Source organism: Flavobacterium sp. DG1-102-2 (assembly GCF_033042555.1).
GTDB lineage: Bacteria > Bacteroidota > Bacteroidia > Flavobacteriales > Flavobacteriaceae > Flavobacterium.
In genome coordinates this window covers 341,409-364,654 of record NZ_JAWLIK010000002.1, presented here as the reverse complement: position 1 = coordinate 364,654, position 23,246 = coordinate 341,409, and the positions used below count along the sequence as shown (strand labels likewise).

The 23,246-nt window shown below is 37.9% G+C and carries 19 protein-coding genes; 5 read left to right on the top strand and 14 right to left on the bottom strand.

What is annotated here, in order from left to right; all coding sequences use genetic code 11:
• Positions 1-80: 80 nt before the first annotated feature.
• The 4 genes from R1T16_RS04995 to R1T16_RS04980 all read right to left on the bottom strand — a co-directional run bounded on the left by R1T16_RS04995 (position 81) and on the right by R1T16_RS04980 (position 4,591).
• Positions 81-527: a GNAT family N-acetyltransferase gene (locus R1T16_RS04995; protein ID WP_317499980.1), complete on the bottom strand. Its 447-nt coding sequence runs from the start codon at positions 525-527 to the stop codon at positions 81-83.
• Positions 524-1,501, bottom strand: a complete 978-nt coding sequence (locus tag R1T16_RS04990; RefSeq protein ID WP_317499979.1) for a DUF4837 family protein — start codon at positions 1,499-1,501, stop codon at positions 524-526. The genes R1T16_RS04995 and R1T16_RS04990 overlap by 4 nt, the downstream gene beginning before the upstream one ends.
• 26 nt (positions 1,502-1,527) lie before the next feature.
• Positions 1,528-3,306 carry a lytic transglycosylase domain-containing protein gene (locus tag R1T16_RS04985; protein WP_317499978.1) on the bottom strand — a complete coding sequence of 593 codons (1,779 nt, stop codon included), beginning with the start codon at positions 3,304-3,306 and terminating at the stop codon, positions 1,528-1,530.
• Positions 3,307-3,400: 94 nt separating this feature from the next.
• The gene (locus tag R1T16_RS04980) at positions 3,401-4,591 is read right to left on the bottom strand and encodes a phosphoglycerate kinase (protein WP_317499977.1); all 1,191 of its coding nucleotides are present in this window, start codon (positions 4,589-4,591) and stop codon (positions 3,401-3,403) included.
• A gap of 337 nt (positions 4,592-4,928) precedes the next feature.
• Here R1T16_RS04980 and R1T16_RS04975 point away from each other — a divergent pair, with 337 nt between their 5' ends.
• The 3 genes from R1T16_RS04975 to R1T16_RS04965 all read left to right on the top strand — a co-directional run bounded on the left by R1T16_RS04975 (position 4,929) and on the right by R1T16_RS04965 (position 8,630).
• Positions 4,929-7,001: an AAA family ATPase gene (locus tag R1T16_RS04975; protein ID WP_317499976.1), complete on the top strand. Its 2,073-nt coding sequence runs from the start codon at positions 4,929-4,931 to the stop codon at positions 6,999-7,001.
• Positions 7,002-7,093: 92 nt separating this feature from the next.
• Positions 7,094-8,242 carry a DNA polymerase III subunit delta' gene (locus R1T16_RS04970; protein WP_317499975.1) on the top strand — a complete coding sequence of 383 codons (1,149 nt, stop codon included), beginning with the start codon at positions 7,094-7,096 and terminating at the stop codon, positions 8,240-8,242.
• 4 nt (positions 8,243-8,246) lie between these two features.
• On the top strand, positions 8,247-8,630 hold the full coding sequence (locus tag R1T16_RS04965; RefSeq protein ID WP_317499974.1) for a DoxX family protein: 384 nt from the start codon (positions 8,247-8,249) through the stop codon (positions 8,628-8,630).
• Between the two features lie 78 nt (positions 8,631-8,708).
• Here R1T16_RS04965 and R1T16_RS04960 read toward each other — a convergent pair whose 3' ends face one another.
• The 7 genes from R1T16_RS04960 to R1T16_RS04930 form a co-directional block, all read right to left on the bottom strand.
• Positions 8,709-10,994 carry a helix-turn-helix domain-containing protein gene (locus R1T16_RS04960; RefSeq protein ID WP_317499973.1) on the bottom strand — a complete coding sequence of 762 codons (2,286 nt, stop codon included), beginning with the start codon at positions 10,992-10,994 and terminating at the stop codon, positions 8,709-8,711.
• 102 nt (positions 10,995-11,096) lie between these two features.
• Positions 11,097-11,690: an OmpH family outer membrane protein gene (locus tag R1T16_RS04955; protein ID WP_317499972.1), complete on the bottom strand. Its 594-nt coding sequence runs from the start codon at positions 11,688-11,690 to the stop codon at positions 11,097-11,099.
• 231 nt (positions 11,691-11,921) lie between these two features.
• Positions 11,922-12,785 (bottom strand): class I SAM-dependent methyltransferase, encoded by an 864-nt coding sequence (locus R1T16_RS04950; RefSeq protein WP_317499971.1) that lies wholly within the window; start codon positions 12,783-12,785, stop codon positions 11,922-11,924.
• Positions 12,785-13,294 carry a hypothetical protein gene (locus tag R1T16_RS04945; protein WP_317499970.1) on the bottom strand — a complete coding sequence of 170 codons (510 nt, stop codon included), beginning with the start codon at positions 13,292-13,294 and terminating at the stop codon, positions 12,785-12,787. Before R1T16_RS04945 ends, R1T16_RS04950 begins: the two co-directional genes overlap by 1 nt.
• A 14-nt stretch (positions 13,295-13,308) precedes the next feature.
• Entirely contained in the window at positions 13,309-15,180 is a 1,872-nt protein-coding gene (gene mnmG, locus R1T16_RS04940; protein ID WP_317499969.1) for a tRNA uridine-5-carboxymethylaminomethyl(34) synthesis enzyme MnmG, read from the bottom strand.
• Positions 15,181-15,332: 152 nt separating this feature from the next.
• Positions 15,333-15,752: an rRNA maturation RNase YbeY gene (gene ybeY, locus R1T16_RS04935; protein WP_317499968.1), complete on the bottom strand. Its 420-nt coding sequence runs from the start codon at positions 15,750-15,752 to the stop codon at positions 15,333-15,335.
• On the bottom strand, positions 15,745-19,119 hold the full coding sequence (locus tag R1T16_RS04930; protein WP_317499967.1) for a DUF4175 family protein: 3,375 nt from the start codon (positions 19,117-19,119) through the stop codon (positions 15,745-15,747). Before R1T16_RS04930 ends, ybeY begins: the two co-directional genes overlap by 8 nt.
• 201 nt (positions 19,120-19,320) lie before the next feature.
• On the opposite strand from R1T16_RS04930, the gene gltX reads away from it, so the two are divergent.
• Both gltX and R1T16_RS04920 read left to right on the top strand, forming a co-directional pair.
• Entirely contained in the window at positions 19,321-20,829 is a 1,509-nt protein-coding gene (gene gltX / locus R1T16_RS04925; RefSeq protein WP_317499966.1) for a glutamate--tRNA ligase, read from the top strand.
• Between the two features lie 81 nt (positions 20,830-20,910).
• Entirely contained in the window at positions 20,911-21,918 is a 1,008-nt protein-coding gene (locus R1T16_RS04920) for an SPFH domain-containing protein (protein WP_317499965.1), read from the top strand.
• Between the two features lie 39 nt (positions 21,919-21,957).
• Here R1T16_RS04920 and R1T16_RS04915 read toward each other — a convergent pair whose 3' ends face one another.
• From R1T16_RS04915 to R1T16_RS04905, 3 genes are read right to left on the bottom strand one after another with little or no spacing between them, the layout of a single operon-like run.
• Entirely contained in the window at positions 21,958-22,194 is a 237-nt protein-coding gene (locus tag R1T16_RS04915) for a DUF6327 family protein (RefSeq protein ID WP_317499964.1), read from the bottom strand.
• Between the two features lie 6 nt (positions 22,195-22,200).
• Positions 22,201-22,554 (bottom strand): competence protein, encoded by a 354-nt coding sequence (locus R1T16_RS04910; RefSeq protein WP_317499963.1) that lies wholly within the window; start codon positions 22,552-22,554, stop codon positions 22,201-22,203.
• 12 nt (positions 22,555-22,566) lie between these two features.
• Complete coding sequence (locus R1T16_RS04905; protein ID WP_317499962.1) at positions 22,567-22,902, bottom strand: YtxH domain-containing protein; 336 nt, start codon at positions 22,900-22,902, stop codon at positions 22,567-22,569.
• Positions 22,903-23,246: the final 344 nt, after the last annotated feature.

Below are 23,246 nucleotides of genomic sequence, written 5' to 3'. Positions count from 1 at the left end.
CTATAAAAAAGCAGTACTTAATGAGTAATGCTTTTTATAGGGTATAATTTTATGTATAGCCCGGAACTGCAAACGGAATACTAATCGCGGTGCATTTTTATATGCGGAATGCCGTCTTCAAGATATTCTTCGCCATCCTGAACAAAACCGTGGGTTTCGTAGAATTTTTTAAGGTACAGCTGTGCAGATATCGTAATTGCTGATGTATCATAATATTCCTTTATACCGTCAATACCCGCAGCAATAAGGTCGTGTCCCCACTTATTAGCGCGGTACTCCTGCCCTATCACCACTCTGCCTATTGAGGCATTATCAAAATAATAGCCTGGTGCAAAAAGGCGGCTGTAAGCAGCAATTTTGCCATCTACAACACCTAAAACGTGCAATGCCTTATCATCTTTACCATCAATATCCTGGTAAACGCAATCCTGCTCTACTACAAACACCTCGCTGCGCAATTGCAGGGTTTCGTATAGTTCAGATAAAGAAAGTTCGTTAAATCGCTTTATTTTGAATTCTGGTTTCATAAAAATTTTACCGATTTGATTATAGATTCAAGCTCTATGACCAAATCTCTTTTAGGTGATGATGGACTGTAGATGAATCCTTCTATAACAAGATAGCAGTTGTGCTTATCGTCACGAATTGCATAGTTAAGAAACGGCCCATTCATAAAATCATTCTTCATTTCCCAGTTGCCGCGTGTTTCAAACGCAGGTTTATCCCTAAAGCTGGTCATGAAAAGATAAGGCGAATAAGCTTCTTCTGTAGCCATAAATGTTCCCGGTTCTTGTCCGTGGATATATTCATTGCCAATAGAATCGCGCATCTGTATAATGTTGGTAACGATAGTTTTTTCGCGCTCAATGCGTTTAAAGGGAACTTTATACAGCAGGATATTGTTGTTACCGCTCGGGATATCCTTTTTAAGCCATATAAAATTCTTATTCTGGATCGCGTAGCTGTAGGTAGAAGGAATGTTTATGGAAATATTATACTGATTCTCTATCGGCTTATCATTCACAAGCCCAAGCTTAATATTTCGCTGTTGGTTTTCGTCAATTTCAGTTTCCCTTATCTTTCTGATGATCTCATCAGAATGCATGTCTATCTCTGCGATAATATCGTCGATAGAACGCCCCTTAATGATGAAAACATTTTGGTGGGAACAATAATTGTTCTGATTAAAATCGTAACCTTTTTTTGCATCATTATCAATCACGATAATGTTACGGCCTTTTTTAAAACCGCCGTCAAAAGATTTGTCGTGAAGCTGGTTAAGGGTAAAAATAGGTTCTTCCTGTGTAAGCCCGTCTACCGGAGCGGCGAATTTTTTTCGCAGGCTGTCGCCCACTTCGCCGTTCCATAGAACATCGCTTATTACAATAGAAATTTCATTTATATTGCCTTTTGAGGAATTACCATCCTTATGTTTTTCCCTGTTGCAGGCTATACAGCAAAGAACAAAAACAAATACAAAGGTTTGTTTCAGCCTTTTCATTGTAGTAAATTTATTTGTAAGGTTATTTAGTTAACCTCTACAACCTTAAGCTTCATACCGGGCTGAATGCTCTCGCCCTGAATCTTATTCCAGTTTTTAAGGTTTTCTACAGTTACGCCAGGGTGTTTTCTTGCAATGCTGAAAAGTGAATCCCCTTTTTGTACTATGTACATGCGCTCCTGCTCATAATTGTATTCTTTAGGACGTTTTGTAACTTCTTTTGCTACGATAGCCGTCTTAGCATCTGCTGTCGGAGTTACTGCAACATCACCATTATCGTTATCTGTATCAGCATCATTGTTAGCCGCAACAGCAGTTTTAGCATTTGCCGTGACCGATGCAGTCTTAGTTGTTACAATATCTTTATCTTTAGATTCTTTTGCAGCAATAGCCTCTTCTTTAACCGGAGTGCTTAAGATAACCGTTTTCTGGATCTTAATCCTTTGCCCGGCCATTATATTGTTGCCTTTAATCTTATTCCATTTTCTAAGGTCGGCAATGCTTACGTCATATTTGGAAGCAATTTCGCCAAGGTTATCACCTCTTTTCACAGTGTGAACTTTAGTTGAAACTGATTTTTCTCTCGTTACAGATGAACTTCTTGAAGCTACAGCCCTTGAAGATGAGCTATCGCGTCTTACAGCGGCAACAGCAGTTTCTTTATCTGCAAAGAACGGCTTCTCTCTTTTGCTGTCTTCATAATCAATGTAGGCATACACCGATTTTTCATTTGAAGTAAATAAAGCGATCTTATCTTTAGGTAATCTCAAATAGTGTGCCTTTTCTGTAGTAAACGGAATAATATCCAGTTTATAGATAGGATTAAGCAATTCCAGCTGAGATACCGGCACATCAAGCAGGTTAGCTATCTGCTTGAACGACATCTGGCGTTTCACCATTACCGTATCGGTTTCAAAATATGTTATCGGAGCTTTTTTAGCTTTAATTCCGTGGTCTTTAGCATATTCATAGATATACATGGTAGCAAGGAATGTAGGTACATAGGCCTGGGTTTCCTGCGGAAGGTTTTTACGGATGTTCCAGTAGTTGCTGTATGAACCTGAACGGCGTATCGCTTTGGTAACGTTACCCGGACCTGCATTGTATGATGCTAATACAAGATCCCAGTCACCAAAGATGTTGTAAAGACTTGATAAGTATTGGCATGCAGCTTCTGTCGCTTTAATAGGGTCGCTTCTTTCGTCCACATAGCTATTAACCTCAAGGTTATATTGTTTTCCTGTAGGGTACATAAACTGCCATAATCCTGTTGCTCCTACCCTTGATTTAGCTCTTGGGTTAAGTGCCGATTCTATAACAGCCAGGTATTTGATTTCGATAGGCACATTGTACTTTGCAAGGTGCTCTTCAAACATTGGGAAATAGTATTCTGATATTGCCATAAGGCGCTCATACGATCTTGGCCTGTTTTTCAGGTACGATTTTATGATATTTTCAAGGCCTTTGCTATACTCAATGTTAAACGGAGATTTAGCATCCAGCTTTGCAAGCCTTTCTTTTAAAAGTTCTGTAGAAAGGCTGTAATCTACCTCCACATCAGGATTGATCCTTTTAAGATCGTCCTGCATATTCTCGTAAAGGTCTGTATTTGTAAGTTCCTGTACCCAAAGGCTGTCTACACAAGCCATATCGCTGTGGCGGACAAATGTGGATTTAATAGAATCTAAGAACGAGAGTTTTACTATTGGGGCAACCGGAGCAATGTCGGTTAAAGCACTCTCCTGCGCAAAACCTGCAAAGGATAACAGTGCGAAAACTATTGACAATGTTTTCTTTTTACTCATCTAATTTACTTTTTTAATCAGTTAAATTACAATGCATTACAAAGTAACAAAGTATGATAACTTTAATTTTAAATTTCTATTGCAAACTTTAACACTACTCTCCCTGTATCGCGGCGATACCCGGTAGTGTTTTGCCTTCAAGCATTTCAAGCATAGCGCCGCCTCCTGTAGAAACATAACTCATTTTTGGCTCAAGGCCAAACTGCTTAACTGCCGCCACAGAGTCTCCTCCTCCTACAAGTGAGAAAGCACCTTTATCTGTAGCTTCGGCGATAAAATTACCAAGGGCAATGGTGCCTTTAGCAAAGTTTTCCATTTCAAAAACGCCAAGTGGGCCATTCCAAAGAATGGTTTTAGACTCAAGAATAACTTTTTTAAAGTTTTCTAACGATTTTGGCCCTGCGTCAAGCCCCTGCCATCCGTCTGGAATAGCAGTTACATCTACCACCTGAGTTTTTGCATCATTGCTAAAGCTGTCTGCTGCAATAACATCTACAGGAATGTGTATCTGTACGTTCTTTTCTTTGGCTTTAGCCAAAATTTCCAGGGCAAGGTCTTGTTTGTCATCCTCACAAATGGAATCACCAATTTTTCCGCCCTGTGCTTTGATAAAAGTAAAGGTCATACCACCACCAATGATCAGGTGGTCTACTTTATCAAGTATGTTTTCTATAACCGTGATCTTAGACGACACTTTAGATCCGCCAAGAACTGCCGTTACCGGTTTTTCACTGTTTCTTAGTACTTTATTCAAACTGTCGATCTCCTTAGCAAGAAGCTCGCCAAAAACTTTATCTTCAGGAAAATAATTTGCTATGATCGTTGTAGAGGCATGTGCACGATGTGCTGTACCAAAGGCATCATTTACATAAACATCGCCCAGGCCAGCAAGTTTTTTAGCAAAACCCTCATCGCCCGCTTCCTCTTCTTTATAAAAACGAAGGTTTTCAAGAAGCAATACTTCGCCCGGTTTCAGGTCTTTAGCAGCCTGCTCTACTTCTGCACCAATGCTGTCAGTGACAAATTTTACAGTAACACCCAGTATTTTAGACGTAGTATCTACAATGTGCTTTAGTGAATATTTCTCTTCCACACCTTTCGGCCTTCCTAAGTGCGACATTAAGATAACGCTTCCGCCGTCTTTTAAAATTTTATCGATAGTTGGTTTAGCAGCTTCGATTCGGGTAGTATCGGTAACTTTAAAATTTTCATCAAGAGGTACGTTAAAATCTACACGGATTATAGCTTTTTTATCGGCAAAATTAATATCGGCAAGGGTTTTCATTAATGCGTTTTTAGTTTTTGTTAGAAATAGTAGAAAGGCAAATATAGGCGATTATGTTAATAAGTTGCCAATAAATTGTTTAAAAAGATTTTTAAATTTAAAACAATATACTGTAATTCAATTAATTACATCAGTGTTAAAGTTTAAATTAACACATAAAACGGTAGTATTATGTAACAAGATGAATTAACTAACTCATATTTTTGAAACTAAATTTTGTTTCATCCCTCACGATAGCAGACATTTTCTTACAACACAAAAATTCATCTTCATTAATTAGTTACTTTTGAGTAATTATAAATATGAAAATTGTCAGATTAATTTTAACTAATCAAAGATGGTAAATATTACAATTAAAGGCTTCGAAGGAACTTCTGAATACAATGATGCAAGGATACTAAAGCAAATTTTTCAGGCTAGTTTAAGCAGAATAAATGGTGAAATTTTGATAATCCCAAACGCAACTTTATTTGGACAGGCAGTAAAGGATATTGACTTAATCGCAATTGGAAGATTAGAAAATTATTCAACAATAATCAATACAAAAGCGAGGACAAAGAGATTTAACGAGTATATTGAACTTGACGAAGAAATGAGAAAAGTTTATATCAATGATTTTTGTTTTGTATTTGAAACAAAAAAGCATAGGGCTGAAGATATTCAGTTAAATGGATTAAATCTTTTAGTAAGATATGATAATAATTTAAAAGACGTAACTACTCAAAGCGAAAATCAAAAGTATTCACTTTCAAGTTTTTTCGAAGATCGGCTTAACTATAAACCTTATGTATGTAATTTTATTTGGTTAAGAAATGTTAGTTCAGAATCTATAAGAAACCTCATAGGCACCAACCAAAGAATTCAGAACAAGAATAATTATTTGCCTACATCATTTAACTTTCAAACGTTAGTTTCATCAGCATGCATTCAAAATTCTCCTTTTCAGGCTTTAGATAATCTTGGGAATTTTAGAGGATACCCAGGATTCAGCTCCTTTAATTATTCACAAGATATTGATTTAAATAAAATATCGAAAGTGTTTGACTTATTTACAATTGTGAAAAATGGAATTGGCGATTTAACTCGTAAAAAAATTGCCCGTATTACATCAAAATTATTAGCTGATCAACAATATGCAAAATCAATTGGTGATAAATTAGTGATAATTGCTGGTAGAGCAGGGACTGGAAAAACCATTAAACTTCTTACAATTGCATGTGATCTTGCAATAAATAAAAATGCTCGAAGTCTTATTCTCACATATAATCATGCATTGGTCAGCGACATAAAAAGAACTTTGGCATTGGCAGACATCCCTGATAGCATAGATTCGTATTCAGTTAATATCAGCACATTGCATAAATTTTTTTATGATATCCTTTTAGGGTTTGGTGTAGGAAACATAATTGAATCTCCAAATGGCAAAAAATATATTCCCGACTTTATAAATTCATATAAAGAATTATTAAAAGAATTATATTCATATATCGAAAATGGCTTAATTAATGAAACTGATATTCAAAATTTGATGGATTCTAGACAGGAACAAGTTTCGTGGGATTTCATACTAATTGATGAAGCTCAAGATTGGGAAGAAATTGAAAAAAATGTAATTTTTAAAATTTTTGGCTCACAGAAAGTAATTATTGCCGATGGTGTAGATCAGTTAATAAGAGGACAGAAAAAATGTAATTGGACAGAAAAAATGCGACTGAATGATTTTCAGAAAACAAATGAAAAAAGAGGACTACGTCAAAAAGTAAATTTAGTGAATTTTGTCAATGAGTTAGCAAAAAAACTTGATATAAATTGGTCTTTAGAACCTAAAGAAGAGTTGATAGGAGGAAACATTATTATTAGAACTAAACCTTATGATAAAGCATTGCATGAAGAGGTATATAACTCTTGCGTAAAGAATGGAAATTCAGCGTATGAAATGATGTTTTTAGTACCTCCAAATTTAGTAAAAAAAGAGAAAACAAAAGATAAATATGGTCACGAAACAATTTGTAAAAGCTTTGCGTATTTAGAAAATTACAAAAATGACGGCATTAATTTATGGGACGGCACAAATTCAGATTTAAGAAGTGAATATGTTGTTGATTTAGATGAACATAGAATATTACAATATGAATCTTGTAGAGGTTTAGAAGGTTGGTCAGTTGTCTGCTTAGATTTTGACGATTTTATAAAATATAAAACTGAAACTTATGAAGAAGAAAATTTGGGAGAATTAGCTTTAGAAACTTATGAAGAAAAAAGAAACCGATTTGTGTATTTATGGGCTTTAATTCCAATGACCAGAGCAATTGATACATTAGTAATTACTTTACAAGACAAAAATAGTTATATAGGCAAAATGTTGAAAGAAATTCATGATGAAAATCCCGATTTTATTAGATGGGAATAGTAGTTATCCGTTGTTGGTCAATAATTTTGATTTTAAAAGTACCTTTAAAATATTAATTAAAAACTCTGCAACTATTTCTACTATATTTGCCCATGCTTTTTACAGAAATCTTAGGACAGGAACACATTAAAAACCATCTTACTACTAGTGCTTCCTCAGCGCGCATACCTCATGCGCAGCTGTTTATAGGCCCGGAAGGATCTGGTACTCTGCCTATGGCCATTGCTTATGCACAGTATATTTTGTGCAGCAATTCCGGGGCAGACAACCAGAATGGCAACGAGGCCTGCAACCTGAAATTCCGTAACCTGTCGCACCCTGATTTGCATTTTGTATTTCCGGTAGCGGCAAACAGCGAGGTAAAAAGCCACCCTGTAAGCGCAAATTTCTTAAAATACTGGCGCGAATTTGTAGAGGAAACACCATACGGCAGCCTATTTGACTGGTACAAAAAAATTGATATACAGAACAAACAGGGTCAGATAGGTGTAGATGAAGCTCTTGAGATAGTAAAATCACTTTCGCTAAAAGCGTATGAAGGCGGCCATAAGGTGATGATCATCTGGATGGCCGATAAGATGAACACCGCCACGGCAAATAAATTGCTGAAGCTTTTAGAAGAACCGCCCGAAAAAACGGTTTTTATCCTGATTGCCGAAAGCCAGGACGATATCCTTCAAACTATACTTTCACGCTGTCAGGTGCTTAACTTTGGGCCGCTGGGTGAAAAGCCAATTATTGATGCACTTGTTTCACGTGAAAATATGGAACCCCGCGCAGCACAAAAGTTGGCACATCAGGCTCAGGGCAATTACAATAAAGCGCTTCACTTGTTGCATAAAACCGATGACGACCAGCCGTTTGAAGAATGGTTCGTTATGTGGGTACGCGCTGCCTTTAGAGCAAAAGGAAATGCCGCTGCCATTCAGGACCTTATTGCCTGGAGTGAGGCCATTGCCGGTATTGGCCGTGAGGCACAAAAGCAATTCCTTAATTTTTGTATTGATATGTTCCGCCAGGCGCTGCTTATGAATTACAATGCCAAAGAGCTCGTTTTCATGGAACCGACCGTTGATAAATTTAAGCTGGAGAATTTTGCCCCTTTTGTAAATGGCAATAACATCAACGATATTTTTAAAGAACTGAGCGATGCGCTGTACCATATTGAGCGTAACGGAAATGCCAAGATTATTTTAACCGATCTATCTATAAAACTTACACGTTTAATTCATAAAAAATAAGACTATGTACACGCATGTTGCCATTATTATCTCACTTGCTTTTTTAGCGATAACTTTTATTCAATCAGGCTACGACAAAATTGCCGACTGGAAAGGAAACGTAGAATGGCTTAAAGGCCACTTTGCTCAGGCACCTATAAAAAATATCGTGCCACAATCACTTTTCCTTATCCTTGTTCTTGAAATATTTGCAGGTGCTTTTTCGGTTATCGGCGCAATCCAGATAGGTGTTAATGGCGAAACGGAATTTGCCTTTTGGGGTGCATTATTATCGTGCATCACCCTCCTGTTTTTACTTTTAGGCCAACGCATGGCTAAAGATTATGACGGTGCAAGAACTATTGTTATCTATTTTATCCCGGCAGTTCTATTGCTTACCTGGTTATAATCTATTATTTAATAATCTGATATCCAAGCAGTACCTTTCATAAACAAAAAATGCGAACCTTTTGGTTCGCATTTTTTGTTAGCTGTCCTGCAGGCTTGCCCTGAAGAGCCTTAGCTCTCCCCAGCTGAATTCATCGCCAAATTTTTCCTTCAGTCCGCCCAGCGCTTCGCCCTCAAAGTCTTTAAAAGCGTTTTTAAGTGCAATTATTCTGTCCTGTGGCAATACATCTTCGATGCGCACCTTTCCGGCCTGTATAAGCCCCGCAAAATGGCTCATTATTGTTGTTTCGGTCAGTTTTCTTGTTCTTGCAATATCTTCAATCGACATTTTTTGCAGCCAGAGTTCATGGGTTTCCTCAAGCGTCGTTTTTTTAGGCTCAGCCGATTTTTTCTTCTTAGGCGCGTAGCGCTCGTTTTCATAATCATCTTCAGGCTCCTGAAGCAGCGTAACAGGGTTCTTGCTTAAAGTTGCGCGCAGCGCCTCGATTTTTTTTGATTTATACGACTGTATATCAGGCGAAACCAAATGTTCACGGCTTATAGCCTTCCCATCAATTACGATTTGCATTAATAATTTAGATTTCATCAGCCTGATAACCGCTGTAGTCTGCGCTTCTTCAAGTTCTGCCAGTTCTTCATAAAATCCTTTGGCTTTCCTTATGCGCTTTACCTCCTCCATTTTCTCCAGTACACCCGATGCAAGGCTGTCCATCATTGGGAAAAAATAGTCGTATGCCGCTGTAACACGCTCGGCCACAAAGTTTAGATCAATTTCAGGCTGCCTGAAAAGCTTATCAAGCTGTGAGATAAATTTGCGTGAAGCATCAAGCAGTCCATGAATATTATTTTCCTGACGGTTCGCCCAGTCGCGGTATCCGGCCTTAAGCGATTTTGGACCTTCACTGAGGTAACTCATCTTGTGGCGCTGCCATTCGGTTGCCAGGTCGCCCCAGTCGAAACTGTTTTTCAGGAAGTTGGCAATAAAGCGCTCGGTTTCCTGCTTAAGCGAATTTTCAAGTTCGCCCTCCTCTGCCCTTCCCGATGCATAACCTATCACATCTGCATCACTCGAAATACCATTCATCCGTATTGCAGAAAGCAAAATAAGTCCTTCTAACGAACGTAAACGCGAAAGAGCGACATACGCCTGTCCCGGCATAAAAACCTGCGATACATCAAGCACAGCTTTGTCAAATGTCAATCCCTGGCTCTTATGAACGGTTATCGCCCACGCCAGTTTAAGCGGAAAGTGAACAAATGTGCCTAAAACGTCATCCTTTATCTCTTTTGTAACTTCGTCTACAAGGTAGCGAACGTTCTGCCATTCGTATTTAGTGGCTTCGATGGTTTCATTTTCATCAGGAAAATGTACCAGAATCTCTTCATCTGATAATGATTTGATTACCCCGATTTTTCCATTATAATACCGCTTCTCTGGCGAAAGGTCATTTTTAATGAACATCACCTGTGCCCCCACCTTAAGCTTCAGCTCGCTTTCTACAGGATATATCTTATCTGGAAAATCGCCCACAATTTCAGGATGGTAAGTATATTGCTTTTCGTCCAGTTCTTCGAGCGATGTGGCATTCATTGCATCTGCCTTTGCATTATGTGTAGTTAGTGTAATGTAGCCGGTATGTTTTGTAGAGTCAAAGTCCGGCTGGACAAATGTATTTAAAACCTTAAGGTCACTTTCGGTTATTACATTGTTCCTCAAATTATTAAGCACATCTATAAATACCGAATCGGTCTGCCTGTATATTTTATCAAGTTCAATATAAAGCGGCGGGTCATGCTGCACAACATGCGAATGAAAAAAGAACTTACCTTTATAATAATTGCGCAATACGTCCCATTCCTCATTTTTCACTACTGGTGGCAATTGTAAAAGATCGCCGATATATAATATCTGCACACCTCCAAACGGAAGATTTTTCTTACGAACAGAACGTAGCATGAAGTCCATGGCATCAAGAAGATCTGCACGAAGCATACTTACCTCGTCTATAACCAACAGTTCCAAATTATTGATAACCGATTGCTTATCAGCTCGCATACGGAAGTGGCGACGCAACGTATCTTTAGTCTCGAACTTTACATATTCAGAGAATTGCGGCGCCTCATTATGTACAGGTAAGAATCCGGCAAACGGCAATTGGAACATTGAATGTATGGTCACTCCACCGGCGTTTAAAGCAGCGATGCCTGTTGGCGCTACAACAATAACATTTTTATGGGTTGTACGGATAATTTCCCTCAGCAGCGTAGTTTTACCTGTACCCGCTTTTCCCGTTAAGAAAACCGACCTATTTGTCTGGTTTATAAAGCGTAAGGCAAAAGAAGCGGCTGTAGAGATAGTTTCCATGAGGCGTATAAATTGAGTGGCGAAAATTACGCATTTTTAAGCAGATTAAACTGCAAAAAAAATGCCTCCGTTTCGGGAGGCATCTTTATATATTGTACAATACTATTTTTTAACTTCAGTCTTTGTAGTCTCAGTTTTTGTAGTTTCTTCTTTCTTAGCAGACCCTTTATAACTATCGTTCAATTCTTTAGTTATTTTAGCTGTAATATCATAGTTATCTTTAGCATACATTATGCTTACAACATCTCCGGATCCATAAATATAGTCATAGCCATTTTTCTTGCCATATTCCTTAACATGCTTCTTGATTTTGCTAACAAGAGAATCTTGCTTAGGGCCAAATTCCTGCTCAAGTGACTGGAGCATAGACTCTTGTGTCATTTGCAATTCCTGACCTGTTTTTTGTAACTGCTGCTGTCTAAGCTGCGCCCATTGCATTCCTTTAGCTTTAGCCTCTTCAGGGAAACTTGCACGGTCAAGGTCAAACTGGTGTGCTTTTGCCTGAAGCTCCTGAGCCATCACCTCTCTTTTAGTTTTGCTTTGCGAGTCCAGTTCTTTATACTCGTCTAGATCCTGAACAATTTTGTTTGTATCCACATAAGCAGTTTTTAAACCTGCCGCTGCAGTACTGCCTGCTTCTTTGTTGCATGAAATTACCGCAAGGGCAAAACCGAATATCAAAAGTGATTTTTTCATTTCCTGATTTTAGAATTATTTTTAAAAATTTCCGTAAAAGTAGTAATAAGTTGTAAAGTACCAAAAAAACAGATTTTTTGGCTGTTTTTTTTAGATATAGACAAATTTTATAGAAGCATCCTCTGACGATAAATATAGTCAATCAAAACCGGCTTCAAATAAGGCGATTTCCCGTCGTTTCAAAATACCCCAACCCAAACGTATATTTAGCCGCAAGAAGTGCTTTTAGAATCAATTTATTAAGTTTTTGACGTGTTTTATTACATAAATATGCGAAGAATATTCAAAATTTCGCGACGCTTTTATATTTGATTGTAATCCGGTAAAAAATCCTTTTACAAAATTCATTTTCCCTGTCTTATATTTTTCCGACAAAAGGCTAACATAAAAACTGTCAAATTTCATCGGGAAAATTTTTACCAGTTCTAAATCCTGTTTTGCAAAAAGCATCCTTATAGACGTTTTAGAAAAATGCCACAAATGCCTTGGCACGTCATACGCCGCCCAAAATTTCCCGTAGTATTGCGCATCGTAAGATTTAAAATTTGGCACTGCAATTATTATTACTCCATTCGGTTTCAGAATTCTTTTCAATTCAGTAATTTGGGCATTCACATCTGGCACATGCTCAAGTACGTGCCACATAGAAATCACATCCATAGACTGATCTGCAATGTTAGATGATGTGTTAACGAAAGAAACACCCTTATCAGATGCAATAGACTTAGCTTTAACGCTGGGTTCTATGCCGGTTATATCCCAACCGTTTTTTTGTGCCGTAATTAAGAAATCACCTGTTCCTGCGCCAATATCAAGAATTTTCCCTTTTGTCGGCTGAAATTTCTCAATTAATTGAATTTTATCGCGTAATGCTTTCTGTTTTACGGCGTGATATAATTTTTCAAACAGTGAGCGCTTACCATCTGTGTGCGAAATATAGTCATCGCTTTCATAGTAACTACCTAATTTTTCTGCAGACGGTTGCGGATAGGTTTTTAATAATTGTAATTCTTGATCAAGTAATAATTCAAATTCTTCTCCTGATACAGAGTAATCTTTTACCTTGATATAATTGTTGTGGTTAGAAAAGTCCATTAATAATTGTTGTATTCAAATTTTAAATCCTTAAGATATTTTAGCACCGCATTCTGGAAAAGCGATTCCGGCGACAGGCAGTCTTCGTTAAAATCGTCAACTACAGATATCCCAAGAAAATTTGCAGTTGAGCCTACTCTATTAACTTCTGTTTCTACATTGCTAACCATAAATTGAGAAAGGTCATAATATTTCATCAACTCATCATTTGAGTACATCAGGCATTTATAACGTTTACCGTCAAGTTTTACATACCAAAACAAATCTTCCGTTCCACCAATTCCATATTTATACGTTACAAACTGTTGAAATGGCTGTTTTCGCTGATTATTTTCAAAAAAGAAGCATTTTAGCCCTTTTTCCTTACCTAAAACTTGCTTCCCGTCCTCCAGAATCAAATAATCGCCTACTTCTACAGTATGTCTTGGTGTAACACAGCTTAATAATAGACTCCCGGCAAAAAACACAAAAAACCCTTTTACAAAAAGGGTTTTTATTTTTTGTTCCACGTGAAACATTTTTATCATCGTCCCATATATATTAAAAGCACAGAAACATCACTCGGAGAAACGCCACTTATGCGAGATGCCTGAGAAATTGTTACCGGTCTGATTTTTTTCATTTTTTCACGCGCTTCATACGATAATGATTTTATTTTATCGTAATCAAAATTTTCAGGAATTTTTAAATCTTCAAGCCTGTTTAGCTTATCGGCATTATTTTTTTCCTTTTCTATATAACCGGAATATTTAACCTGAACTTCGGCCTGTTCTATTACTTCACGATCAAGATCATGCTCCGCAATGTATTCTTTTACTTTTTCAAATTTAAGAATATCGTCAAGATCTATTTGAGGACGTGAAAATACCTTAAACATTTTATCGGGTTGAGAAATTAGTGAGGACTCTTTCGCCTGCAAAATTGGATTCGCTTCTGCTACAGTGACACTCGTTTCTTTAAAGAAATGTACAAAAGCATCGCTTTGATCACGTTTCTTCTCCATACGGATAAGGCGCTGCTCTTTCGCAAGGCCAATTCCATATGACATAGGTGTAAGCCTAAAATCTGCGTTATCCTGACGAAGCAACGTTCTGTACTCAGCCCTCGAAGTAAACATACGATAAGGCTCTTCAGTACCTTTTGTAATAAGGTCGTCAATAAGCACCCCTATATAAGCTTCATTACGTTTCAAAATAAATGGATCTTTATCATGCACCTTAAGGTGGGCATTAATTCCTGCCATCAATCCCTGCGATGCAGCCTCCTCATATCCGGTAGTACCGTTAATTTGTCCGGCAAAATACAAACCATCCACCAGTTTGGTTTCAAGAGTATGTTTTAATTGTGTTGGCGGAAAATAATCGTATTCGATCGCATATCCCGGTCGAAGGAATTTTACTTTTTCAAATCCTTCTACAGAACTCAATGCTTTGAACTGAACGTCTTCCGGAAGCGAAGTAGAAAAGCCATTTACATAAACCTCGATTGTATTCCATCCTTCCGGTTCAATAAATAACTGATGGCGGTCCTTATCTGCAAATCGATTGATCTTATCTTCTATAGACGGGCAGTATCTCGGCCCAAGGCTTTTGATACGGCCATTGAACATCGGCGAACGATCAAAACCTTCACGAAGAAGGTTATGCACAAGTTCAGACGTATACGTCATATGGCACGAAAGCTGATGCTTTAGCGGCTGGGTAGATTCCAGATAAGAAAACTTATCAGGATTAACATCACCCGGTTGCTCTATCATTTTAGAGTAGTCTAACGAGCGGCTATCAACACGTGGTGGTGTTCCCGTTTTCATTCGACCCGAAGTAAATCCAGCGCGAACTAAATCTTCCGTTATGCCGTAGGCAGCACTCTCTCCTGCCCTTCCACCGCCAAATTGTTTTTCTCCGATATGGATCAATCCATTCAGGAATGTTCCATTGGTCAGCACCACAGATTTCGATTTAATTTCGATTCCAAGTGATGTCCTTATTCCGGTTACTTTTCCATCTTCAATCAAAATTCCAGAAACCATTTCCTGGTAAAAATCGAGATTCGGCGTACGCTCCAGCATCAATCGCCATTCTTCAGCAAAGCGCATTCTGTCGCTTTGCACACGAGGACTCCACATAGCAGGCCCTTTCGATTTGTTGAGCATCTTGAACTGGATCGCTGTCTTGTCAGACACAATTCCTGAGTAACCTCCAAGTGCATCAATCTCGCGCACAATCTGCCCTTTTGCAATTCCGCCCATGGCAGGATTACATGACATCTGTGCAATGTTCTGCAAACTCATTGTAACAAGCAGCGTTTTGGAACCCATGTTAGCTGCTGCCGCAGCAGCCTCTGAACCTGCGTGTCCCGCACCCACCACAATTACATCATATACCTCGTTAAACATTTTTTATTCCTCCTTGTTCCACGTGGAACGTTATAAATTGCATCATAAAAATTTTGCCAAGCGGTACGTTCCACGTGGAACGTTACATACATTGGACTTATTTTTAAAACGTTCCACGTGGAACGTTTATCACATTTAAGAAGTTTCCTCATCTACTGTTCCACGTGGAACAGCGATTTTTTCTCATCTTCTTTAGTCCTCATAATTGCCGAATCTTCTTCAGATTTATCTTTGTATCCGCAGTAATGAAGTATACCGTGAGCCATAACTCTTCTTAATTCATCGTCAAAAGAAACATTGTATTCTTCCGCATTTTCTTTAACCCTTTCAACAGATATAAATATATCGCCGCTTATTAAATTACCCATTGTGTAATCAAAACTAATAATATCTGTAAGCGTGTCGTGGTCTAAGAATTCTATATTTTTTTGAAGAAGATACTCATCATCACAAAATATGTAATTGATCTCTCCTTCTGTTTTGTCTTCAGATTCGATAACTACAGAAAGCCAGTTTTCATACTGTTCTTCATCCTGTAATTCAAAGTCTGTTTCGTAATTAAAACTAATCATCTTTCCTGAAATAGGTTTGTACCCTTTGGTTAAAATTTGGGCGCAAAGGTAAGGTTTGTCTATTTAATATCTCTACGCTATTTAAATAATCTTTTAAAGCATCAGGAATACGGTTAGCACTGCTATTAAATTCCTTAGTATTTGTTTGTGATTGCCTTTTGTTCTCTTCGCCTTGTTGCTGCATTGCTTTATCAAGCTTAAGCAACTCGTGTTTCAGGTTCTGCATTCTTTGTTCAGCATCGCCTTTAAAACCTTTATTTAAAAGCTGCTTTTCTATCTCTTTCATTTGGCGCATGGCATTCTGCCCGTTGCCGCCCATGCCTTGTTTATCTAAAGCTTTCTGAAGGGATTCCCTAAGCTGTTGCTGCTCCTTATATATCTCCAAAAGCTTCTCGGCATCACCTTCCTGATCTCCATCCTGGCTATCGCCACCGCCTTGCCCGCCTTTACCACCCTTACCGGTTTTACCCTCTTTACCATCCTTGCCTTCTTTACCTTCCTTCTTACCTCCGGGCTGTGGTTCTCCTTCTTCACCCTCTCCTTTCTTACCGTCTTTTCCCTGCTTGCCATCCTTCATTTTTTTAGAAAGCTGATCCTGTTTCTGAATGATATCCGGTAACTGCATATCACCTTTTCCACCTTTACCGGGTTTAGGGCTGCCAGGACCTGAACCCTGCATTTCCATCTGCATATTGTTAAGCGCATCACTTAAAAAGTCGGCTAGTTTATTAGCAGATGTTATAGCATACTGCTGGTTTGACACGCCGCGAGGCACAAGATTTTCTGCAAGGTCAGCTATAGCCTTATCCACATAATAATGAACATTGCCCACTTCTGCAGTAATATCCTCGGTAATCTTTGGGTTACGTAAAGACATGGCAAAGATGCTGTCATCAACGTGACGAAACTGTTGTTTCAGGTCTTGCTGTATTTTCAGGTTCTTGGCAAATGATGCAGAGTTTCTTGTATTACCTTTAAACCTACCCATTACATTTTCCTGAGAAAATGAATAAGCCAAAAGGTTATCCAATATCTGGCGAAGCATTTTTACATCTTCTTCCATCTGTTCCATTTCACCTCCACCCATCATTTCCATCATCTGCCCACCCATCTTTTTCATTTTCTGGGCCGCAGATTTCTGTTTCGGTTTTGCTTTTTGCTTGTTGTCTTTACTTTCTTTTTTAAGTTCATCAGACGCCTTTTGCATATCGTCCTCTATACTTTTTTCTTCATTTTTATCTACCGGAATATCCATTGGCTTTTTCAGCTCTTTGTTTTGCTGTTCAAGTTCTTTAAGTTCTTCCTGTATCTGGTCAAAATCTTTATTTATCTCTTCCTGTTTTTCGGCAGAATTCTTTTCGCTTTCAGAAAGTTTCTCCTGTTTGTCGCCAAGATCTTTTAATTTATCCGCAAGTTGTTCTGCTTTCTTCTCAACATAAAAACGCTTGGTAAGTTCTACCAGTTGCTCTAAATTCTTAGTCTGGTTTTTACTGTTTTTCTTAAGTTGGTCCACCTTGTCAAACAATTCTTCTTTCTCTAATTTGTCGGCAAGTTTCTTTAATTCGTCAAGAAGCTTTTGGTTTTTCTCGGCTTCCTTTTCATTCTTCTCAAGGCGTTTTTTAAGTTCTTCCTTAAACTCGTCCTTCTTTTCAGGATTAAAATTATCAAGGTTCTTCTCCAGTTTTTTAGAGAATTCCTTCATCATTTCATCCTGTTGTTTCTGGCGGTTAATAAAGTCCTGGATCTTCTTCTGGTCTTTGAAATCCATATCGGTCTTCTCCTTACCCATCTTTTGAAGTTTATCCAGTTCGCTCAACTGCTTGTCCTGATTCTTGATTGTTTTCTCCAGGCTATTGATGTTGCTGTTTTGTTCCTGAAGCGCTTCTTCTCGTTTTTCTTCCTGCGTAAGTTCCCTGTGAGAAAACACAGAAGACTTTGTAGTCTTGTAATTATGCACCGCATCATTATCAGACACTTCAAAATAATATTCATATTTTATACCTTCCTTAAGCGACAGCCCATCGGGAAAAGTATAATAGAAACGATCATACACTTCTTTCTTTACAGGAAGTGTTCCACGTTTGGCAGCATCCGGATTATCTTGCGGATAGTATACGATCTGAAGTTTAGTTAATCCGTAATCGTCTGACACCTGACCCAAAACTACCTCCCTATCCAGCTTTAAACTGTCTGGTGCACTGGCTACAGAGATGGTTGGGAACTGATCTTTGATAGTTGTAAGCTGATATTGGAGTTTTTCATGATTTTTTACCTTACTATTTGAAGTAAGTATTTGATAATCTGTATTATGCATGATACTTTTAGCAAATGAGAAGGTGTTTTCGTCATTTTTGAATGCTAAAGTGGTTCCTTCGCCTACCCAATCAATGCTGCCGGTTGCTAAAGCTTCAACCCTCCAGGTAACTTTAGTTCCTTCAGGTACTACTGCGTTTCCTGTTCCACGGATCACTTCTGACTTCTTGCTGAGATACGATGGAAAGTTAAGTACCATTTCAAAGTTGGCTATAGTTGGTACAGCCACGACATTCAATTCATAAGGCTCAGAAGTAACTTCGTTTGCCTTTAATTCGAAACCAATATTTTTAGACGGTTTTTCAAAACGATACTGAAATACACCCGGCTTTACATTTTCAAGATAATAGTTTTCACTGCCAATCGTTATCATGGCATTTTCAGGAACTACAGTTCCACGGGTTTTTACTTCAAGCAAAAAATCGGTGTCCTGCTGAGCTGTAAGACTGTTATTTGTAATGACGAATTCAAATGGTGCCGGCGGTGCGTAATGCTTACCGTAATGCACGACTCTATCCAAACTTTCTGTAAATATGTTTGAATTTCCACTGATCATAAAGAACAGGATAAGCAATAACGGTATTGCTGCATACGGAATGTACCTTACATTCTTCTTAAAATTAATTGCATTGCTAAAAGGCACCGGCTGCAAATTGTTTGACTTTTGCTCTATAGATGCTACCAATAATTCTGATTGTTCTTCCTGCGAAGACAACTGAAGGAAATTGGTAAGCTTGTCATTTATCTCAGAAAAATGGCGACCGATAATATCTGATGCCTGACGGTAGTCTATACCTTTCTGTAATTTGAAAAGTTTAAACACAGGAAACAGGATAAACCTGAACAAAAGGAAAACCTCTACTGCGATAAACATCCAGAATAAAAAAGTACGCCCACCCTGCGGCAGCCATAAAAAATATTCTACCAGCAGCGTGAAAATAAAATACAGCAGGCCAAGCCCAATAAAAAAGATCGTACCACGCAAAAGTTCATTGGTATAATACTTCCTGATAAAGGCTTCCAGCTTGGAATAAATAACATTTTTTGCTTCCAAAATATCGTCAATTGTTAATAACTGATAAAAATACAAATTCCCGCGAACTATTAAACGTTAAAAGTGGTATTATCTGATAGGTTATCAGCATTTGGCAACACACCTTTGTTAATAACTTAACCTTCTTATCAAATTACATATCTAATTTAGCTATGACGGAATTTTCATAATTGTATCTTTGCATCTTAAATTTAAGTAACAATGTCTAAGCAAGTTCGCGTGCGTTTTGCACCAAGTCCTACCGGGCCATTACACATAGGTGGTGTAAGGACTGCCCTCTTTAATTATTTATTTGCCAAAAAACATGGAGGCGTATTCTACCTTCGAATAGAAGATACCGACCAAAACCGATACGTTGAAGGAGCAGAAGAATATATTATAGAAGCACTTAACTGGTGCGGTATCCCATTTGATGAAGGTGTGGGTAAAGAAGGAAAATATGGACCTTACCGCCAGAGCGAAAGAAAAGAAATATATAAACAATATGCGCTTAACCTGATAGAAACAGGCTGGGCATATTATGCCTTTGATACGCCGGAAACACTGGATGCCTTAAGGGCAACAGCAGAAGCTGAAGGAAAAACATTTATTTACAACCATACCATTCGTGAAACAATGGAAACATCATTAAAACTTTCTGCTGAAGAAGTGCAGTCAAAACTTAATGATGGAGTAGATTATGTTATTCGTTTTAAGACACCGGTTGATGAAACGTTGCATTTAAAAGACATCATCCGTGGTGATATAAAGTTTGAAACCAACCTGCTTGATGATAAGGTTTTGTTCAAGAGCGATGGTATGCCAACCTATCACCTGGCTAATATAGTTGATGATCACTTGATGGAAACAAGCCATGTAATACGTGGTGAAGAGTGGTTACCATCTATGCCGCTGCACGAACTATTGTATAGGGCTTTTGGATGGGAAGCACCTCAGTTTGCCCACCTGCCGCTTATACTTAAACCTGTTGGTAACGGTAAGCTTTCTAAAAGGGATGGAGATAAACTGGGCTTCCCGGTATTCCCACTTGAATGGACAAACCCTGACGGAACAGTATCTTCGGGTTACAGGGAGAAAGGTTTCTTACCGGAAGCTGTTATCAACTTCCTTGCCTTGTTAGGTTGGAATCCGGGCACTGATCAGGAGTTATTCACACTTGACGAACTAGTTCAGTTATTTGACCTGGAAAGGGTACACAAAGCGGGTGCAAAATTTGACCCTGAGAAAAACAAATGGTTCAACCACCAGTATTTTGGAAGACAGGATAATGCAGTTCTTGCTAAAGAATTGTCACATCACCTGATCGAAAAAGGAATTAACAGGCCAATTGAAACAGTTAACGAAATTGTAGGCCTTGTAAAAGAACGCGCAAGCTTTGCAAGTGAGCTGTGGAACCTAAGTGACTTTTTCTTTGTTGCTCCAACAGCCTATGATGAAAAAGCAGCTAAAAACTGGAAGCCTGAGACGGTGGAAGTAATGACTAAACTTACAGATGTGCTTGAAAATATACTTGATTTTTCGTCGTCGCACATAGAAAGCGTTGTAAAAGCCTGGATGGAAGAAAACGGCATTGGGATAGGCAAAGTTATGCAGCCACTGCGTTTAAGCCTTGTAGGCTCTTTAAAAGGCCCTCATTTGTTTGATATTATTGCAATAATAGGCAAAGAAGAAACAATTAGCAGAATTAATAATGCAATTACAGCACTATAGATAATAAAACCTTCCCTTACGGAAGGTTTTTTATTTTACAGAAAATCGTATCTTACCACCAATCAACTTAAAACCTTTTATATGGAAAATGTGTTCTTGTATGTAATCCTCTTTTTTGGATTCTTAATTTTTCTTTCATCTTTTTTTACCGTAAAACAGCAGACTGCTGTCATTGTAGAACGCTTTGGTAAATACCTGAGCATACGCCACGCCGGTCTTCAGCTAAAAATACCTGTAATAGATAAAATTGCAGGACGGATAAACCTTAAGATACAGCAGCTTGATGTTATTATTGAAACAAAAACAAAAGAAAATGTATTCGTTAAAATGAAGGTATCTGTACAGTTTGTTGTTATCCAGGAAAAAGTATATGAAGCATTTTATAAGCTGCAGTATCCGCATGACCAGATAACGTCGTATGTGTTTGACGTTGTGCGCGCCGAAGTTCCTAAACTAAAATTAGATGACGTTTTTGAACGCAAAGACGATATCGCAATTGCTGTAAAAAGAGAACTTAACGAAGCAATGACTACCTATGGTTACGATATTATTAATACACTGATAACAGATATTGACCCGGATATTCAGGTTAAAAATGCGATGAACCGTATTAACGCCGCCGACAGGGAAAAATCGGCTGCAGAATATGAGGCTGAAGCACAAAGAATCAGAATCGTAGCTAAAGCAAAAGCTGAAGCAGAAAGCAAAAGATTACAGGGTCAGGGTATTGCAGATCAGCGCCGTGAGATTGCAAGAGGACTTGTAGAAAGCGTTAATGTACTTAACGAAGTAGGAATCAATTCTCAGGAAGCATCGGCATTAATTGTTGTAACACAGCATTATGACACGCTTCAGGCGATAGGATCTGATACAAATTCAAACCTGATACTGCTACCAAATTCACCACAAGCTGGCAGCGATATGCTAAACAATATGGTGGCTTCTTTTACAGCTTCTAACCAGGTAGGTGAATCTATCAGGAAAGGAAATGAGAAAAGGAAGAATGAAAAACGTAACAAAAAAGACGATTTTTCATCGCCACACGATCTTCATCAGTCTCATGAACCGGATGCTCCGCAACCGGAATAACAAAAAAGAAAGTCCCGCCAATAGAGCGGGACTTTTTATTTAAAATATCTTTTTAAAGAGCCAGGTTAATGCTGCACTCTTTAACGGACCGGACATTGCACCCAACACTCCTAAAACTTTTTTAGGAGTCTCCCCTATCATGTTCATAGGCTGTAGACTATCCTTAGTCTCGTCTAAACTTTTTTTGAATTTGGCATAGGCCAGGTCTTTTTCTACTTTAAGTATCTCTAAATCCCTGTTTATCTCGTCGTAGCTTTGGTATACTTTAGTGTTCATAACTGCCTAGTATTTTTTTAAAAATATCCTTGAAAACCTTGATAACATAGGGCCTTCAACAATTTTATCCTGTACATAATACACCACGATAGCCATAATAAGATAGATAACTCCCACAATAAGAAAGCCATAGGCAAAATTATGTAGCCAGTATCCTATACCTAACGCTGCGGCAATTGAGAAAAATACGGTAACGATCATAAGCATGACAGCCAAAAGAAATAACTTCAGCATCATGGTTGTAGATTTCATCAGTATCTTAAATCCCCAAAGCTTGTAATAATTAAGATTTGCATCTATTAGCTTTTTTACTTCCTGTTTAAGATCTTCCGCGTTTTCTTTTATTTCGTCAAATGCCATACAAGTTTTTTATTATTTTGCAGAAGCCGCTTTAGACTTTGCATCATTTTTAAGGTCTTCAAGTTTTTTCTCAAGCAGCGAAATTACATCCTCAGCCTTGTGCTCAACATTAGCAACAAGAGTATCAAGAGAAGACTCAAGGTCCTGTTTAGCTACACCAAATTTACTTTTTACAGTTTCGGTAAGCTCGCTGATTTTATCTTTAAGCTCATCTTTTTTAGCAAGAGCTCCGTCTTTAATTTTTTTTCTAGTTTTTACGCCTTCGTCCGGAGCAAATAAAATTCCGATTGCCGCTCCTACTGCTGCACCTGCAAGTACAGCTACTATTGTTCCTGTTTTACCAGCCATAATATTATTTTTTTTTGATTAATAACATAAAGATACCCGTTTTAACATTTGTAGGGTGTTAATGCACCGTTAATTGAAAGCCAAACTATGCAAAAACTGAAATAAGCTCATTTTAAGGACTTTTAGAATATAAAATATACAAACACCTTTCCTACAAAAAATATTAGATTAGGAACAATCAAATTAAGCCACTTTTAAAAGATTAAATCTATATTAAATTTAAAATATATAATTTTTAAATATAATAAAGCAAAACTATATACTTTTTTATATTAATGTTTTTAAACTATCAATATCAGATATTAAAGTTATATCACTTAAAACTATTATATTCTGTTTTCAAT